At 70.7% G+C, this 16,984-nt stretch carries 16 protein-coding genes; 6 read left to right on the forward strand and 10 right to left on the reverse strand.

The annotated features are described in order from the left end of the window. Nucleotides 1-107 precede the first annotated feature (107 nt). Complete coding sequence (locus tag ACIRP7_RS39815; protein WP_403670102.1) at nucleotides 108-902, forward strand: metal-dependent hydrolase; 795 nt, start codon at nucleotides 108-110, stop codon at nucleotides 900-902. A 23-nt stretch (nucleotides 903-925) separates the two neighbouring features. On the opposite strand, the gene ACIRP7_RS39820 is transcribed toward ACIRP7_RS39815, so the two are convergent. The 4 genes from ACIRP7_RS39820 to ACIRP7_RS39835 form a co-directional block, all read right to left on the reverse strand. After that, entirely contained in the window at nucleotides 926-1,186 is a 261-nt protein-coding gene (locus ACIRP7_RS39820; protein WP_020118411.1) for a type B 50S ribosomal protein L31, read from the reverse strand. Nucleotides 1,187-1,276: 90 nt separating this feature from the next. After that, a complete protein-coding gene (locus ACIRP7_RS39825) occupies nucleotides 1,277-1,747 on the reverse strand; it encodes a DUF5709 domain-containing protein (protein ID WP_403670105.1) in 471 nt (156 codons plus the stop codon). A 354-nt stretch (nucleotides 1,748-2,101) separates the two neighbouring features. Continuing rightward, nucleotides 2,102-3,883, reverse strand: a complete 1,782-nt coding sequence (locus tag ACIRP7_RS39830) for an ABC transporter ATP-binding protein (RefSeq protein WP_403670108.1) — start codon at nucleotides 3,881-3,883, stop codon at nucleotides 2,102-2,104. Next, a complete protein-coding gene (locus ACIRP7_RS39835) occupies nucleotides 3,880-5,730 on the reverse strand; it encodes an ABC transporter transmembrane domain-containing protein (protein ID WP_403670111.1) in 1,851 nt (616 codons plus the stop codon). The genes ACIRP7_RS39830 and ACIRP7_RS39835 overlap by 4 nt, the downstream gene beginning before the upstream one ends. Before the next feature lie 182 nt (nucleotides 5,731-5,912). Between ACIRP7_RS39835 and ACIRP7_RS39840 the strand changes: the two genes are divergently transcribed. Together ACIRP7_RS39840 and ACIRP7_RS39845 are read left to right on the forward strand one after the other, a co-directional pair. Continuing rightward, a complete protein-coding gene (locus tag ACIRP7_RS39840; RefSeq protein ID WP_403670114.1) occupies nucleotides 5,913-6,638 on the forward strand; it encodes a hypothetical protein in 726 nt (241 codons plus the stop codon). A gap of 441 nt (nucleotides 6,639-7,079) precedes the next feature. Continuing rightward, nucleotides 7,080-8,450 (forward strand): cation:dicarboxylate symporter family transporter, encoded by a 1,371-nt coding sequence (locus tag ACIRP7_RS39845; protein WP_403670116.1) that lies wholly within the window; start codon nucleotides 7,080-7,082, stop codon nucleotides 8,448-8,450. A gap of 130 nt (nucleotides 8,451-8,580) precedes the next feature. Here ACIRP7_RS39845 and ACIRP7_RS39850 read toward each other — a convergent pair whose 3' ends face one another. Continuing rightward, nucleotides 8,581-9,018 carry a MarR family winged helix-turn-helix transcriptional regulator gene (locus tag ACIRP7_RS39850; protein WP_403670119.1) on the reverse strand — a complete coding sequence of 146 codons (438 nt, stop codon included), beginning with the start codon at nucleotides 9,016-9,018 and terminating at the stop codon, nucleotides 8,581-8,583. Between the two features lie 94 nt (nucleotides 9,019-9,112). Between ACIRP7_RS39850 and ACIRP7_RS39855 the strand changes: the two genes are divergently transcribed. Together ACIRP7_RS39855 and mltG are read left to right on the forward strand one after the other, a co-directional pair. Then, nucleotides 9,113-10,942, forward strand: a complete 1,830-nt coding sequence (locus tag ACIRP7_RS39855) for an ABC transporter ATP-binding protein (protein WP_403670121.1) — start codon at nucleotides 9,113-9,115, stop codon at nucleotides 10,940-10,942. 62 nt (nucleotides 10,943-11,004) lie between these two features. Next, a complete protein-coding gene (gene mltG / locus ACIRP7_RS39860) occupies nucleotides 11,005-11,856 on the forward strand; it encodes an endolytic transglycosylase MltG (protein ID WP_403670124.1) in 852 nt (283 codons plus the stop codon). A 13-nt stretch (nucleotides 11,857-11,869) separates the two neighbouring features. Here mltG and ACIRP7_RS39865 read toward each other — a convergent pair whose 3' ends face one another. The 5 genes from ACIRP7_RS39865 to ACIRP7_RS39885 all read right to left on the reverse strand — a co-directional run bounded on the left by ACIRP7_RS39865 (nucleotide 11,870) and on the right by ACIRP7_RS39885 (nucleotide 15,978). Then, nucleotides 11,870-12,946, reverse strand: coding sequence for an NAD(P)-binding domain-containing protein (locus ACIRP7_RS39865; protein ID WP_403670126.1), 1,077 nt, complete (start codon nucleotides 12,944-12,946; stop codon nucleotides 11,870-11,872). 38 nt (nucleotides 12,947-12,984) lie between these two features. Then, nucleotides 12,985-14,001 (reverse strand): ABC transporter substrate-binding protein, encoded by a 1,017-nt coding sequence (locus tag ACIRP7_RS39870; RefSeq protein WP_403670129.1) that lies wholly within the window; start codon nucleotides 13,999-14,001, stop codon nucleotides 12,985-12,987. A 42-nt stretch (nucleotides 14,002-14,043) separates the two neighbouring features. Then, entirely contained in the window at nucleotides 14,044-14,898 is an 855-nt protein-coding gene (locus tag ACIRP7_RS39875; RefSeq protein ID WP_403670131.1) for an ABC transporter ATP-binding protein, read from the reverse strand. Beyond that, nucleotides 14,871-15,770 carry an ABC transporter permease gene (locus ACIRP7_RS39880; protein WP_403670133.1) on the reverse strand — a complete coding sequence of 300 codons (900 nt, stop codon included), beginning with the start codon at nucleotides 15,768-15,770 and terminating at the stop codon, nucleotides 14,871-14,873. The genes ACIRP7_RS39875 and ACIRP7_RS39880 overlap by 28 nt, the downstream gene beginning before the upstream one ends. A 124-nt stretch (nucleotides 15,771-15,894) precedes the next feature. Further along, nucleotides 15,895-15,978, reverse strand: a complete 84-nt coding sequence (locus tag ACIRP7_RS39885; RefSeq protein ID WP_350495123.1) for a putative leader peptide — start codon at nucleotides 15,976-15,978, stop codon at nucleotides 15,895-15,897. 122 nt (nucleotides 15,979-16,100) lie between these two features. Here ACIRP7_RS39885 and ACIRP7_RS39890 point away from each other — a divergent pair, with 122 nt between their 5' ends. Beyond that, nucleotides 16,101-16,526, forward strand: coding sequence for a secondary thiamine-phosphate synthase enzyme YjbQ (locus ACIRP7_RS39890; RefSeq protein WP_403670136.1), 426 nt, complete (start codon nucleotides 16,101-16,103; stop codon nucleotides 16,524-16,526). Nucleotides 16,527-16,984: the final 458 nt, after the last annotated feature.

Genomic DNA, 16,984 nt, shown 5'->3' on the forward strand with positions numbered 1-16,984 from the left:
CGGATGCGAGGCCGAAGATCACGACCAGTACGCTGTGTCGCCGACGGAGCGTCAGCGCAGCCGGTCAACTGGACAGTGGCACAAGAGGAACGGGGCGATCAACGCCGATGATGGGACCAGCACACTCACTGTCGGGCGCCGCGGCCTGGCTGGGCGTAGGCGCGGCCGCCGCCGCCACGGGGCACACCATGCCGTGGCCCGTGCTGCTGGCCGGAGCCCTGATCTGCGCGGGCGCCGCGCTCGCTCCCGACCTCGACCACAAGGCGGCCACGATCTCGCGGGCCTTCGGGCCGATCTCATGGGCCCTGTGCGAAATCGTCGACAAGCTCTCGTACGCCGTCTACAAGGCCACCAGGAAGCAGGGCGACCCGCGTCGCTCCGGCGGGCACCGCACGCTCACCCACACCTGGCTGTGGGCGGTGCTGATCGGCGCGGGCTGCTCGGTGGCGGCGATCACCGGTGGCCGCTGGGCGGTGCTGACGATCCTCTTCGTGCACTTGGTGCTGGCGATCGAGGGCCTGCTGTGGCGGGCGACTCGCGGCTCCAGCGCGGACGTCCTGGTCTGGCTGCTGGCCGCGGCCAGCGCCTGGATCGTCGCGGGCGTCCTGGACAAGCCTGGCAACGGTTCGGACTGGCTGTTCACGCAGCCGGGCCAGGAGTACCTGTGGCTGGGGCTGCCGGTCGTGCTGGGCGCGCTCGTGCACGACATCGGGGACGCGCTGACGGTCTCCGGCTGCCCGATCCTGTGGCCGATCCCGCTGGGCCGCAAGCGCTGGTACCCGATCGGCCCGCCCAAGGTCATGCGCTTCCGGGCGGGCAGCTGGGTGGAGCTGAAGGTGCTGATGCCGGCGTTCATGCTGCTCGGGGGAGTGGGCTGCGCGGCGGCCCTCAACTTCATCTGAGGCCGGGGCGCCGCAGGCCCCCGTCAGCTGCCCTGACCGGTCCCGCCTCCGTAGCGCCGTTCGAAGGCGGCCACGCGTCCCTCCGAGTCCACCGTCCGCGCCTTGCCGGTGTAGAAGGGGTGGCTCTCGGAGGAGATCTCCACGTCCACCACCGGGTAGGTCTCGCCGTCGTCCCACTCGATGGTCTGGTCGCTGGTGGCGGTGGACCGGGTCAGGAAGGCGTAGCCGGCGGAGCGGTCGCGGAAGACGACCTCGTGGTAGTCGGGGTGCTTGTCCTGCTGCATGGCTGCTCCTCGGGAGGCGCGGAATACGGCATGGGCAGTGCGACGGTGGACGGAGTGGACGGTGTGGAAGCGGCCGGGCAGCCGCAGCGGTCAGCCGGGCAGGTACTCCTCGTCGACGATGTGCATCGCGGCCTCCTCCGCGGACGCGGCGGCACCGTCGATGCCGACGTCCGTGGCGATCAGCGCGCTCTCCTCGTCCTCGTGGGCCCCTTCGTCGGGGGCCACGAGACGGCCGGAACGCATCGCGCCGACCTCGTTGTCCAGGAGCTCGCCGTCGGTGCCGTCGCAGTCACCGATGCCGTCACCGTCGGCCGGCGCGAGCTCGGGCGTCTCCTCTGCGAGTCGTTGGTCCAGCGTCTCGCCCTGCCGGCGCTCCGCGGCCGTCACACCGCTGTGCTCCACCGCCCACGGTCGCTCCGGCGGGGACCAGCCGCGGTCGAGGGGGTCACCGACTCCGTCGTCCTCCAGGGTGTCCTCCGCGTCGAGCAGACCCGCGTCGTCCTGGATCTCGGAGTCGTCGGGCTGGTAGACGTCGTCTCCCCATCCGTCGGAGCTGTCCACGGGTACCTCCAGGTGAAGGGGGACGGACCCGGTCCTCCCGCGGCCCGGGGCGGACCACGGGCTCACGGGGCACTTGCCGCGCCCGCCGTCGAACCGTGCCGTCCGCGGGCGCTCCCTGAGCCGGTGCTGCTGTCCAGCCTTCCACCCCCTTTCGGCACTGCGCAACGCCACGTGGTCGCTGCGCTCGCTGGAGCGGGGGTTATGCGGGGGGCCGGGGTGTGGGCTGCGCCCTGGTCCGGGGGCCGGGTGCATGGCTGCATCGGGCTTCGCAGGGGTACGACCTGCAGTGCGCCCGAACATCTCCAGCACCTGGCACAGGACACACCCAGACACTCGCCCCGCCCCGTCTCCCCCTCACCCGTGCCAAGACCTCCACAACGCCGCATACGCCCCGTCCGCCGCGACCAGCTCCTCATGGCTGCCCAGTTCGCTGATGCGGCCGTTCTCGACGACGGCGATGACGTCCGCGTCGTGGGCGGTGTGCAAGCGGTGGGCGATGGCGACCACGGTGCGGCCGTCGAGGACGCGGGCCAGGGAGCGTTCCAGGTGACGGGCCGCCCGGGGATCCAGCAGCGACGTCGCCTCGTCCAGGACCAGCGTGTGCGGGTCGGCCAGCACCAGCCTGGCCAGGGCGACCTGCTGGGCCTGGGCCGGAGTGACGGTGAGTCCGCCGGAGCCGACCTCGGTGTCCAGGCCGTCGTCGAGCGCCCGCACCCATCCGTCCGCGTCGACCGCGCCGAGGGCCGCCCAGAGCTCGGCGTCCGTGGCGTCCGTCCGGGCGAGCAGGAGGTTGTCGCGCAGGGAGCCCACGAAGACGTGGTGCTCCTGGTTGACGAGGGCCACGTGCTCACGGACCCGTTCGGCGGGCATCCGGGACAGCTCGGCCCCGCCGAGGGTGATCCGGCCGTCCCGGGGCGCGTAGATGCCGGCCAGCAGCCTGCCCAGTGTGGACTTGCCGGCGCCCGAGGGGCCGACCAGCGCCAGCCTGGTGCCGGGCGCGACCTGAAGGGACACCTCACGCAGGACGTCCACGCCCTCCAGGTAGCCGAAGTGCACCCGGTCCGCGTGGACGTCCCGCCCCTCGGGAGCGAGCCCGGAGTCCGCGCCGGCCGGCTCGATGTCCCGGACTCCGACCAGCCGGGCCAGCGACACCTGGGCCACCTGCAGCTCGTCGTACCAGCGCAGGATCAGCCCGACCGGATCGACCAGCATCTGGGCGATCAGCGCGCCGGTGGTCAGCTGGCCGACCCCGATCCAGCCCTGGAGGACGAACACCCCGCCGACCATCAGCACCGACGAAAGGATCATCACGTGGCTGACGTTGATGCACGGGAAGAGCACCGACCGCAGCCACAGCGTGTACCGCTCCCAGGCCGTCCACTCCTTGATCCGCCGCTCCGACAGCTCGATGCGGCGCGCGCTCAGCCGGTGCGCCTCGACGGTGCGTCCGGCGTCCACGGTCTCCGCGAGCGCTGCGGCCACGGCGGCGTACCCGGCGGCCTCCGAGCGGTAGGCCGAGGGCGCCCGCTTGAAGTACCAGCGGCAGCCGATCACCAGCAGCGGCAGGGCGAGCAGCACGGCCGCGGCCAGGGGCGGCGCGGTGATCACGAGCCCGCCGAGGAGGAGGGCCGCCCACACCACGCCGATCGCCAGCTGGGGCACGGCCTCGCGCATCGCGTTGCCGAGCCGGTCGATGTCCGTGGTGATCCGGGAGAGCAGGTCACCGGTCCCGGCCCGTTCCAGGACACCAGGCGGCAGGCCGACCGCCCGCACGAGGAAGTCCTCGCGCAGGTCGGCCAGCATGCGCTCACCGAGCATCGAACCGCGCAGCCGCACTTGTCGTACGAACACGGCCTGCACGAGCAGTGCGATCACGAACAGCCCGGCCGTCAGCTCCAGATGGAGTTCGCGAGCCCCGTCCGACACCCGCTCGACGAGGTCGCCGAGGAGCCAGGGGCCGACCATGGAGGCCACCACCGAGACGGTGTTGACGCCGACGAGGACCGCGAAGGCGCGGCGGTGCCGGTGGAACAGCTCGGCCACGTAGGCGCGTACGGTCGCGGTGGCTCCGACGGGCAGGGTGTTCGCCGTCGTCGGTGCCGCCGGGTCGTAGGCCGGTGGCGCCACGCCGATCATGCTGTCTCCTCGATCTCTTCCAGTTCGTTCAGTACGGCGTCTTCGTTCAGTACGGCGTCTTCGGTGAGTACGGCGTCTTCGTTCCGTACGCCGTCGCGGGCCGCCTCTTCGTCGGTCTCGCGGGTGACGACCGCCCGGTACCGCGGCTCCTTGCGCACCAGTTCGCGGTGCACGCCGACCGCCACGACCTCGCCCTCGTGCACGAGCACCACGCGGTCGGCGTGGTCCAGGAGCAGCGGCGAGGAGGTGAACACCACGGTGGTGCGTCCGGCCCGCAGGTCCCGCACGCCCTGCGCGATCCGTGCCTCGGTGTGCGAGTCGACGGCGGAGGTCGGTTCGTCCAGGACGAGCACCTCCGGGTCGGTGAACAGGGACCGGGCCAGGGCGAGCCGCTGGCGCTGGCCGCCCGACAGGGATCGCCCGCGTTCGGTGATGCGCGCGTCCATAGGGTCCTCGGTGTCGAGGGATCCCTGGACCAGGGCCGCCAGCACGTCCGCGCACTGCGCGGCCGCGAGCGCCTCCTCGGCGCCGACGGCACCCGAGGCGGGCACGTCGAGCAGGTCGCGCAGGGTCCCGGAGAGCAGGACCGGGTCCTTGTCCTGGACCAGGACCGCCGTGCGCGCCGAGCCGAGCGGCAGCTCGTTCAGCGGCACCCCGCCCAGCAGCACCGACGTGCCCACTTCCGAAGGGTGCCCGCCGAGGCGCTCGGCCAGCAGCCCCGCCGCGTCCGGGTCGCCGCACACCACCGCGGTGAGCCGGCCGGAAGGGGCGAGCAGACCGGTGGCCGGGTCGTACAGATCCCCGCTCGGCAGGTCGTCCCCGGCCCTGTCCCGCGAGCCTTCGGCGGACGTGGCCCGCTCCAGCGACAGCACCCGGGCGGCCCGTGTGGCCGAGGGCCGGGAGAAGGAGTACGCCATGGCGATCTCCTCGAAGTGCCGCAGCGGATAGGTGAGGATCATGACCGAGCTGTAGACGGCGACCAGTTCGCCGATCTCCACGCGGCCCTGCCGGGCCAGATGGACGCCGTACCAGACGACCGCGATCAGCAGCAGCCCCGGCAGCAGTACCTGGATCGCGGCGATCAGGGACCACATCCGGGCGCTGCGCACGGCCGCGTGGCGGACCTCCTGGGAGGCCTCGCGGTAGCGGTCGAGGAAGAGTTCCTCGCCGCCGATGCCGCGCAGCACCCGCAGGCCGGCGACCGTGTCGGAGGCCAGTTCGGTGGCGCGGCCGGCCTTCTCGCGCTGGAAGTCGGCGCGTTTGGTCGCGCGGGGCAGCAGGGGCAGTGCCGCGAGGGCCAGGAAGGGCAGGCCCACGGCGACCACCCCGCCGAGTGCGGGCTGGTAGACGACCAGGCCGGCGCAGACCACGACGACGGTGACCGCCGCCGCGGTGAACCGTGACCATGCCTCCACGAACCAGCCGATCTTCTCGACGTCGCCGGTGGAGACGGCCACGACCTCGCCTGCCGCGACCCGCCGGGTCAGCGCAGAGCCCAGGTTCGCGGCCTTGTGGGCCAGGAGTTGCTGGACGCGTGCGGCCGCCGTGATCCAGTTGGTGACGGCGGTGCGGTGCAGGAAGGTGTCGCCGAGCGCGCTGCCGGCGCAGCACAGCGCCAACAGGCCGCCGGCGAGGGCGAGTCGGCGGCCGGAGTGGTCGACGACCGCCTGGATGGCCACGCCGACGCAGAAGGGCAGCGCGGAGATGGAGAGGAAGTGCAGCAGTCCCCAGGCCAGTGACTTGAGCTGTCCGCCCAGCTGGTTCCTGAAGAGCCACCACAGGAACCGGGGGCCCGAGCGGGCGTCCGGCACTCCCGGGTCGGGGTACGGAAGGTCTTGGATCTGCATGACGTGTGACGTCCCAGTGGCTCGTGTCAGGGGGGTGGGAGGGAGCCGCACACGGCGGCTGCAAACCGTGAAAGGTTCGCGGCAGAGCGTGGTCGGAGGCAACAGGTTTTCCGCCGTGCCGGACAGATCCGGCTGCGTTCGTGGAAGCGGCCTTCCTGCGCTCGCGGCGCGACCATGGAGCGATGCGAGGTGCAGGCGCACGGCCTGCCGTGGTGACGACGACGCTCCTGGGTGCGCTGCTGACCCCCCTGGGAGGATGCGGCGGTCCGGGCTCGGCAGGCACCGGCAACACCCACGCGAAAGTCGCCGGCAAACCCGCGGACCGACCGACCCGTATCCCCGGCGTCGGCGACCGTCTCCAGCGCCGCGTCCCCGCGGCCTCCCGCCAGGTCGTCGCGGTCTACGGCGACGGCAAGGACTCCCCGGACGCCACCGTCGAGCTCTACGCCAAGCGTGGTTCCGTCTGGGACCGGGTCCGCGGCTGGCCCGCGTACAACGGCAAGAAGGGCTGGACCACCGACCACAGCGAGGGCGACAGGCACAGCCCTGTCGGCGTGTTCACGCTGAGCGACGCGGGCGGCGCGCTCCCTGACCCCGGGGCCCGGCTGCCGTACAAGACGTCCGCCGCCATCGCGGCCCCGCGCTGGTGGCCAAGGACCTACTGGCACGACTTCGACCACGTCATCGCCATCGACTACAACCGGGTCACGGGCACCCCGCCGAACAACCAGACGCGGCCCGGGGGTTACGGCAAGGGCGGCGGCATCTGGCTGCACATGGACCACGGCAGCGGTACGTCGGCCTGTGCCAGCGTGTCCAGGTCGGCGATGCGGTATCTGCTGCGCACGCTTGATCCGGACCGGCGTCCTGTGGTGGTGATGGGAGACAGGGCGAACTTGAGGGACTGAGGGCGTCGGGGAGGCGCCACCCGGAGCGAGCGCGAGGCCTCGCCGCGGACCGGGTGCTGACACTCGACACCGGTACCTGGCGGTGCCGTCGAAGGCGCCGTCCCTCCAGTGCGTTGTCACCGGCCCCCGTCTTCGGCAACAAGCCTCGAACGACGAGTCGGTCACTGTCGACGGCCGCGCCCCAGCCCGGACCGTACGCGGTGGCACCGGCCGGACGACACCTACGTGAGCGACGCCACGTACACGGTCGACGTCCCGCTGATCGCGCGGCTGAGGCACATCGTGTGCGATGCGTCACAGGCCAGGTGATTTACCCGGCCGAAACGCGGCGGTCTCGCGCGTGATCAACCGTCCCTCCAGAGTGATGGCACGGAAACCGCTTTCCGTATCGCAGAAGTCTTCCCCCGGCTTCTGTACGTCCCCACCGCTCAAGGAGTGCCCGTGCCGCCGTCCGTCCCGTCCCTGCCGCGACGCGTCGCACGCATACTGCGTACCTCACTCTTCGCGCAGGTCGCCTGCGCGCTCGTGCTCGGCATCCTCGTCGGAAAGGTGTGGCCCGGCTTCGCCTCGGACCTCCAGCCGCTCGGCGACGGCTTCACCCGCCTCATCAAGACGATCATCTCGCCGCTCGTGTTCTGCGTGGTCGTCGTCGGCATCGCCAAGGCCGGTGACCTGAAGGCGTTCGGCCGGATCGGGCTCAAGGCGCTGATCTGGTTCGAGGTCGCGAGCACGCTGGCGCTGATCATCGGCCTGCTCGCCGCCAACATCGTGCAGCCCGGCTCGGGGATGCACGTCGACCCGGCCACGCTCAACACCGCGGCCGTGGACGCCAAGACCGGCGGCGGCCACCTGCCCTCGACGACGGAGTTCATCGTCAACGCGCTGCCCACCAGTTTCATCGGCGCCTTCGCCGAGAACTCCCTGCTCCAGGTGCTCATCCTGGCCTGTCTGGTGGGCGCCGCGCTGCTGCACCTCGGCCACACCAAGGTGCCGCAGGTGCTGCCCGCCATCGAGCAGGCCCAGGAGATCATCTTCGCGGTCGTCGGCTTCGTGATGCGCCTCGCGCCGATCGCGGTCTTCGGCGCGATGGCCGTCCTGATCGGCCAGTACGGCCTCGGCGTCATCGAGACCTACGCCCAGCTGATCGTCCTGTGCTACGCGGCCGCCGCCCTGTTCATCGCCCTGCTCGCCGTCGCGCTCAAGGCGGTCGCCGGGCTGAGCCTCTGGAAGTTCCTGCGCTACATCCGCGAGGAGATGCTCCTCGCGCTCGGCACCGCGTCCACCGAGTCCGTCATGCCGCGCGTGATGCAGAAGCTGCGCAAGGCCGGCGCCCGCGACGACGCCGTGGGTCTGGTGCTGCCGACCGGTTACTCCTTCAACCTGGACGGCGCCTCCCTCTATCTCTCCATCGGCACTCTGTTCATCGCCCAGGCGGTGGGCGTCGACCTGAGCCTGGGGCAGCAGATCACCGTGGTACTGGTCCTGATGCTGACCAGTAAGGGCATGGCGGGCATCCCCGGCTCGGCCTTCCTCGCCCTGTCCGCGACCGCCTCCTCGCTCGGCGCCATCCCCGCCGGTGCAGTCGCCCTGCTCCTCGGCGTGGACCGCATCATGGACTCGATGCGCGTCGTGACGAACCTGCTCGGCAACTGTGTCGCGGTCTTCGCGGTCTCCCGCTGGGAGGGGGCGCTGGACATCGACAAGGCCAAGAGGGTGCTGGACGGCGAGACCGCGCCCACCGTAGTGGAGGCACTGGTACCGGCTCAGCCCGCCAAGGAACACGCCAAGGAACCCGCCCCCGAGGTCGGTTGACACGCCTGACGGAACAGGCCGCGGCCACCGCTCCCGTCGTACGGAACGGTGGCCGCGGCCTGTTGGCCCAGTACTGCCTTCGCCCAGTACTGCCTTCGCGCAATGCTGCCCTCGTCGGTGCCGCCCGCGCTCAGTGCTGCCCGTCCACCAGCATGTCCAGCAGTCCGCCGAGTACGTCCCGCTGTTCGTCCGTCAGCGGCGCGAGGATCTCCTCCGCGGCGGCCCGGCGCACATCCCTCAGTCCCTGAAGGGTTTTGCGGCCGTCCTCGGTCAGCTCGATGCGGATCACCCGGCGATTCGCCGGATCGGGCACCCGGCGCACCTTGCCGCTCGCTTCCAGCCCGTCGACGAGCGTGGTCACCGCACGCGGCACCACCTCCAGCCGCTCCGCGAGATCGGCCATGCGGGGCGGTGTGTCCCAGTGCGCGAGGGTGCGCAGCAGCCGGGACTGGGCCGGGGTCACGCCGAGACCGCGCTCATGGAGCTGGCGCTTCTGGATGCCGTGCACCCGGCGCGTGAGCCTGAGCAACTGCTCGGCGAGCAGGCTGTCGGAATCTGGCGTGGTCATGCGGGAACAATATCAGGACCTGGTTCATTGTGAGCATAGGTAACAATGAGCTAGGCTCCGTCAGTCCGCATCACCTCACCTTCCGTAGGAGACCATGCCCCGCGATCACATCGACTGGACCCCCACCCCCGGCACCTCGACCGACCAGCCCCGTCAGGTGCGCCGCATCCTCCGGCTCTTCAAGCCCTACCGCGCGAAGCTCGCCGTCGTCGGCCTGCTGGTCGCCGCCGCCTCCCTCGTCACCGTGGCCACCCCGTTCCTGCTGAAGGAAACGCTGGACGTGGCCATCCCCGAGGGCCGTACCGGGCTGCTCAGCCTGCTCGCGCTGGGCATGATCCTCAGTGCCGTCCTCACCGGCATCTTCGGCGTGCTCCAGACCCTGATCTCCACGACGGTCGGCCAGCGCGTCATGCACGATCTGCGCACCGCGGTCTACGGCCGCCTGCAGCGCATGTCGCTCGCCTTCTTCACCCGCACCCGCACCGGCGAGGTGCAGTCCCGCATCGCCAACGACATCGGCGGCATGCAGGCCACCGTCACCTCGACGGCCACCTCCCTGGTCTCCAACCTGACCAGCGTCATCGCCACCATCGTCGCGATGATCGCCCTGGACTGGCGCCTGACCGTTGTCTCGCTGCTGCTGCTCCCGGTCTTCGTGTGGATCAGCCGCCGCGTCGGCAACGAGCGCAAGAAGATCACCACCCAGCGCCAGAAGCAGATGGCCGCGATGGCCGCGACCGTCACCGAGTCGCTCTCCGTCAGCGGCATCCTGCTCGGCCGCACCATGGGCCGCTCCGACTCGCTGACCCGGTCCTTCGCCGACGAGTCCGAGGGGCTGGTCGACCTCGAAGTGCGGTCGAACATGGCCGGCCGCTGGCGCATGGCCGTCATCGGGATCGTCATGTCGGCGATGCCCGCCTTCATCTACTGGACCGCGGGCATCGCCCTCCAGGCCGGCGGCCCCGACATCTCCATCGGCACCATCGTCGCCTTCGTCTCGCTCCAGCAGGGCCTGTTCCGCCCGGCCGTGAGCCTGCTGTCGACCGGCGTCCAGATCCAGACCTCGCTCGCGCTCTTCCAGCGCATCTTCGAGTACCTCGACCTGCCGATCGACATCACCGAGCGCGAGGACCCGGTCCACCTCGACCGCGTCAAGGGCGAGGTCCGCCTGGAGAACGTCGAGTTCCGGTACGACGGCAAGGGCGGCCCCATCCTCGACGGCATCGACATCGACGTCCCCGCGGGCAGCAGTCTCGCGGTCGTCGGCCCGACCGGCGCCGGCAAGTCCACGCTCGGCTATCTGGTCCCGCGGCTCTACGACGTGACCGGCGGCCGGGTCACCCTCGACGGGATCGATGTCCGCGACCTGGACTTCGACACCCTCGCCCGTGCCATCGGGGTCGTCTCGCAGGAGACGTACCTCTTCCACGCCTCGGTCGCCGACAACCTGCGCTTCGCCAAGCCGGACGCGACCGACGAGGAACTCGAACAGGCGGCGCGGGCGGCCCAGATCCACGACCACATCGCCTCCCTGCCGGACGGGTACGACACCGTCGTCGGCGAGCGCGGCCACCGGTTCTCCGGTGGTGAGAAGCAGCGCCTGGCCATCGCGCGGACCATTCTGCGAGACCCGCCCGTCCTCATCCTGGACGAGGCGACCAGTGCGCTGGACACCCGTACCGAGCACGCCGTGCAGGAGGCCATCGACGCGCTGTCGGCCAACCGCACCACGCTCACCATCGCGCATCGCCTGTCCACCATCCGGAACGCCGACCAGATCGTGGTCCTCGACTCCGGCCGGGTCGCCGAGCGCGGTACGCACGAGGAACTGCTGGAGAAGGAGGGACGGTACGCGGAACTCGTACGCCGGGACGCCCGACTGGACCCCGCGCACGAAGACGCGGAACTGGAACCGACCAGCTGAACCGAAACCGACAAGCCGAAGATATGCCTGGTTTGTGACGTTATGCGGGTTACCGTGCCCGCATGTACAGGAACACTCCTCCGCCACGGAGCACGATTCGACTGACGCGCCGGGGCCGTCTCGTCCTCATCGCGACCGGGGCCGTCGTGGCCGGCACCGCCGTGGCGGTGCCGCTGCTCAGCCTGCGGGGCGAGGGGGAGAAGGAGCCCGCCACCCTGGTGATCCCGGAGGGCTGGCGGGCCGGGCAGATCTACGACGCCGTCGACAAGGCCCTCGCCCGGCCTCCGGGCACCGCCAAGAAATCCCTGGCCAAGGCGAACCTCAGGCTGCCGGCCGACGCGGACGGCAATCCGGAGGGCTACCTCTTCCCGGCGACGTATCCCCTGGAGCGCAACGGGAGGAAGACGACGCCCGAGGAGCTGCTGTCGTTCATGGTCGACACCGCGAACAAGAAGTTCAGCGGCGCCCCCGTCGCGGCAGGCGCTCAGCGCAACGCGTTGAATGTCTACCAGGCCGTCACCATCGCGAGCATCGTCCAGGCCGAGGCGGCGACCGAGGCCGACATGGGGAAGGTGGCCCGGGTCGTCTTCAACCGCCTGGAGCGCGGGATGCCGTTGCAGATGGACTCCACCATCAACTACGCCCTGAACCGCTCCACGCTGCGGACGACCGGCGCCGACCTGCGCATCGACAGCCCCTACAACTCGTACCAGCGCATGGGTCTGCCACCGACCCCGATCGACAATCCGGGTGAGGCCGCGATGCGCGCGGCGATCAACCCGACGCCGGGGGACTGGCTGTACTTCGTGACGGTGAAGCCGGGGGACACCCGCTTCACCAACAGCTTCGACGAACACCGGCGCAACGTAACCGAGTTCAACAAGAACCAGAGCAAGTCAGCTGGGAAGGGGTGACCTTGGCGGTGTGTCAGGCGGCGGCGGGCGCCCCCGTCAGCAGTCGCCTGATGTCGCGTACGGCCGCGCGGCCCGCGCGGTTTGCGCCGATGGTGCTCGCCGACGGGCCGTAGCCGACGAGATGGACGCGCGGGTCGGCGACCGCACGCGTGCCCTCGGCCCTGATCCCGCCACCCGGCTCGCGCAGCTTCAGCGGGGCCAGGTGATCGACGGCGGCCCGGAAGCCGGTCGCCCACAGGATCACATCGGCGTCCACCTGCCGCCCGTCGTTCCACTCCGCGCCCTCGGGCGTGATCCGGTCGAACATGGGCTGCCGGTCGAGGACCCCGTCCGCGATCGCCTGTCGTACCGCGTCGTTCAGCGGCAGGCCGGTCACCGACACCACGCTCTTCGGCGGCAGTCCCTGCCGTACCCGCTCCTCGACGAGCGCCACGGCCTCCCGGCCGATGTCCTCGGTGAAGGGGCCCTCGCGGAACACCGGCGCACGCCTGGTCACCCAGGTGGTGGCGGCCGCGTACGGGGCGAGCTCCATGAGGTGCTGGGTGCCGGACGCGCCCCCGCCCACCACGACCACCCGCAGCCCGGTGAAGGCCTCGGGCCCGGGGTACTGCGCGGTGTGCAACTGCCGCCCCCGGAAGGTCTCCTGGCCGGGATAGCGCGGCCAGAACGGCCGGTCCCAGGTGCCGGTCGCGTTGATCAGCGCGCGCGTCGACCAGGTGCCGTCCGAGGTCTCCACGAGCAGCCGGCCACCCTCGCCCTCGCGCACGGCACGAACGTCCACCGGCCGCCGTACCCGAAGGTCGAAGGCGCGCTCGTACGCCGTGAAATACTCGGCGATCACCTCCGACGACGGCCGCTGCGGGTCGGCGCCGGTGAGCTCCATCCCCGGCAGCGCGTGCATGCCGTGGACCTTGCCGTACGTCAGCGACGGCCACCGGAACTGCCAGGCGCCGCCGGGGGCGGGGGAGTGATCCAGCACCACGAAGTCGCGCTCCGGCTCGAAACCGGTACGGCGCAGGTGGTAGGCGCTGGACAGACCTGCCTGTCCAGCGCCTACGACGACTACCTCGACCTCGCGCGTGTTGTTCACGTTCTACTAACGGTGGCGAGGCCGTGGATCTTCCCGGGTCAGACCTCGGAGGGGCGGGGCGCGGAGGCCGACGCGGGCAGATCGCCGTTGAACCGCGTGTCCACGAAATTCCCGAAGTCCACCTTCCCCGGGATCAGCTTCAGCGAGGTGAACGTGTCGGCGATCTCCTGCTCCGAGGCGATGAGCTGTTGGTCCACGGCAACCGCGACCCGGGTGGTGTACGTCCGCTTCACCGCGGCCAGCGCCACGTCCTGGGGCAACCCCGTCTCCTTCGCCCAGACCTTGGCCCACTCCGACTCGTGGGAGTAGACCCACTTGTAGGCGCGTCGCAGCCGCTTCAGGTAGTCGTCGATCGCGGCGGCCTTCTTCTTGTCCTTCAGCGCGCCCGGCGCCGCCACCTGGAAGGTCAGACCGTTGGTGATGCCGTCCCCGGTCGTCAGCACGCGGCCCTGCTTCGACTGGAGGATCTGCGAGGTGTACGGGTCCCACACCGCCCACGCGTCGACCTTGCCGGAGGTGAACGCGGCGAGGGCGTCGGCCGGTTGGAGGTACTTGACCTTCACGTCGTTCAGACCGAGCCCGGCCTTCTTGAGGGAGGCGACCAGCTGGTAGTTGGCCGAGGACCCCTGCGCCACGGCGACGGACCTGCCCTTGAGCTGCGCGGGGTCGGTCAGTTCGGAGTCGTTCGGGACCAAAATGGCGTCGCCCTTGGACGTCCCGTGCCAGGCCGCCACCACCGTGATCTTCGAGTCGGCTCCGGCCGCGAACACCGGCGGGGTGTTGCCGACGCCGCCGATGTCGACGGCCTTGGCGTTGACGGCCTCCAGAAGCGGCGGACCGGAGGTGAAGGTGGACCACTTGATCTTGTAGTCGAGGTTGTCGAGCTCCCCGGCGGCACGCAGGATCGCCTCCGAACCACCCTTCTGGTCCCCGACGTCGAGCGTGAGGGAGCCCTTGCCGTCGGTGTCGGTGCCGGCGGACGCGTTCCCACCGCAGGCGGTGAGCAGAAGGGCGAAGGGGAGGAGCAGTGCGGCGGGGGCGAGGCGACGTCGCATGGGGGATCCGTTCTGTGGAACTTGGCTTGTGGGTGGGGGAGTTCAGGCGGCTTCGGCTGCGGTGTCGACGCCCAGGCGCTCCAGGAGCTGCCCGCGGATCTCCGCGAACCGGGGATCTGTGATGTCGCGCGGCCGGTCGAGGTCGATCTCCTGCTCGTGCGCGATGACCCCCTCGTCCATCACGAGGACCCGGTCGGCGAGCAGGACGGCCTCCTCGACGTCGTGCGTCACCAGCAGCACCGCGCAGCCGCGGCGCTGCCACAACTCGCCCACCAGGCGCTGGGCCTTGATCCGGGTGAGCGCGTCGAGCGCGCCGAACGGCTCGTCCAGCAGCAGGAGATCAGGCTCGCGTACCAACGCCCGTGCCAGGGAGGCGCGTTGTGCCTCGCCGCCGGAGAGGGTCTTGGGCCAGGCGTCCGTACGGTGGCTCAGACCGACCTCCTGCAGGGCCTGGTCCGCGACGGCACGGGCCGGCTTGCCGGGCAGGCCCAGCAGGACGTTGCGCCACACCTTCTTCCACGGCATCAGCCGGGGTGCCTGGAAGGCGACCGCCTTGCGGCGCGGGACCAGGACGGTGCCCTCGATGTCCCGGTCGAGTCCGGCGAGGATGCGCAGCAGGGTGGACTTGCCGCAGCCGCTGCGGCCCAGCAGGGCGACGAACTCGCCCGGCCGGACGTCGAGTCGGAGGTTGTCGATGACGGCACGGCCGTCGAAGGAGCGGGTCAGACCTTCGACGCGCACGGCCTGCGCGGGGCGGGGCACCTCGGACGCTTCGGAAGCCCCGGGCGAGACAACTGTGCCAGAGGTGTCAGACGTGTCAGACGTGTCAGACGTGTCAGACGTGTCGGACGTGCGGGACACCTGGGGGATCACCGGCCGGTGAACGTCGGTCGCCATTGCAGCAGCAGCCTTTCGAGGGAGCGGACGATGAAGTCGGCCAGCAGGCCGAGGAAGGCGTAGACGATCAGGCAGACCACGATGACGTCGGTGCGCAGGAAGTCCCGAGCCTGCACCATCAGGAAGCCGATGCCGGAGTCCGCGTTGACCTGCTCCGCGAAGACGAGCGCGAGCCAGGCGATGCCGAGCGAGTAGCGCAGACCGGTCATGGCGCCGGGCAGCGCGCCCGGCAGGATGACATGGCGTACGAGCCCCCACCGGGAGAGACCGAGGGACTCCCCGGCCTCGATCAACTGCGAGTCCACGCCACGGATGCCCGCGTAGACGTTCAGGTAGAGCGGAAAGGTCACGCCGAGGGTGATGATGGCGATCTTCGGGGCCTCGCCGATGCCGAACCAGATGATGAACAGCGGGATCAGACCGACGAACGGCACGGTCCGCAGCATCTGCACCGGTGCGTCCACGATGTCCTCACCCACCCGGAACAGGCCCGAGACGAGGGCGAGTCCGGTGCCGATGACGGTGCCGAGGAGCAGCCCGCCCGCGACCCGTTGGAGCGAGGTCGTCATCGCCGAGGTCAGTGAACCGTCGGCGATCAGATCGCCCCCGACCTGGGCGATACGGCCGGGGGAGGCCAGGACGTCGGCGGTCAGCACACCTGTGCTGCTGAGGAGTTGCCACAACGCCAGCAGCAGGACCGGACCGGTGGTGCGGCGCAACCAGCGGGGGACGCGGGTACGGCGGGAGGAGGTGGGGACGATGGGTTCGAGGTCGGGAGCGGGGCCGGGGGTGGTGAGCTCGGCGGCATCCTGGCGGGACGTTTCCGATATGTCGGGTGCGGACGAGCCGGGCGGGGCATGGCTGATGCTCATGATGCTCCACGGAGGGGGAGAGCGGCCGGTGAGGGGCACGCCTCGACACCACCGCACAGGACGGCACGGATCAGTGCACGCGTCCGTCAGCGGAGCGAGGGTGGGGGAAGAAAGGGAAGGGGCGTCAGCAGCCGCGGCGACACGCGGCGGAGGCCACCCGCAGCAGGTCGATGTGACCGCGCGTGGTGAGCAGGACTGAACGCAACATGTGGCCGAAGCTAGCCAGTCGGCGTGTCCACGGTCAATGGCGTCTCGCGGACTGGAACCTCCGTATCGCAGGATGAGCCGTCCATGACGAGTGAATCCCGCGGGAGGGGTGAGGATAGGGGCATGTCAGACGCTCTCACCACCCGAGTCCTGAACGTCGCCTCCGGTTCCGCGGAGCGGATCGTCGACCTCACCGGCGACTGCGAGGCCTTCCTGAGGGAGGCCGCCGCGGGCCGCGACGGCCTCCTCAACGTCTTCGTCCCGCATGCGACCGCAGGCGTCGCGATCATCGAGACGGGCGCCGGCAGTGACGACGACCTCCTGGCCGCCCTCCACACCCTCCTCCCCGCCGACGACCGCTGGCAGCACCGCCACGGCAGCCCCGGCCACGGCCGCGACCACGTCCTCCCGGCGATCGTGCCTCCACACGCCACACTGCCGGTGGTGAACGGGCAGCTGGAGCTGGGGACCTGGCAGTCGGTGTGCCTGGTGGACACGAACAGGGACAACCCTCAGCGGAAGGTGCGCCTCACTTTCCTCGCGGGCTAGTGGGCGAACGTGCCCTGTGCGGGTGCGAAGGGTGAGTCACGGCCTCTGGCCTGTGAACGGGTCCCCGGCTTGGGGGAATTGTGGCTCTTGCTTTGCCCGTGCGTGCGTTGCCTGTCCCGTCACCCGGACCTAGCCTCACCTGCGGAACCGTGGGAAGGACCGGCATGCTGACGACCGTTCGAGAGCAGGCGACGGGGCTCACCAAGGACCAGCGCAACGCGTTCGTCGCCGCCTATCTGGGATGGGCGATGGACGCGTTCGACTAGCGGTGGCTGGGGCTGCGTCGTGGTGACTCGCACGCCGGTGGTGGACTGTTTCGCGTGACCCGGAGGTCGGTGCGGTGCTCGGGCCGCTTTACGTGACCCGGACGCCGGTGCGGTGGGCGGGCCGTGTCGTGGAGACCGGGACGCCGGTGCGGTGCTGGGACCGTGTCAATCGCGCCCCGGGGTCGGTGCGGT

The organism is Streptomyces sp. NPDC102270, assembly GCF_044766405.1.
Lineage (GTDB): Bacteria > Actinomycetota > Actinomycetes > Streptomycetales > Streptomycetaceae > Streptomyces.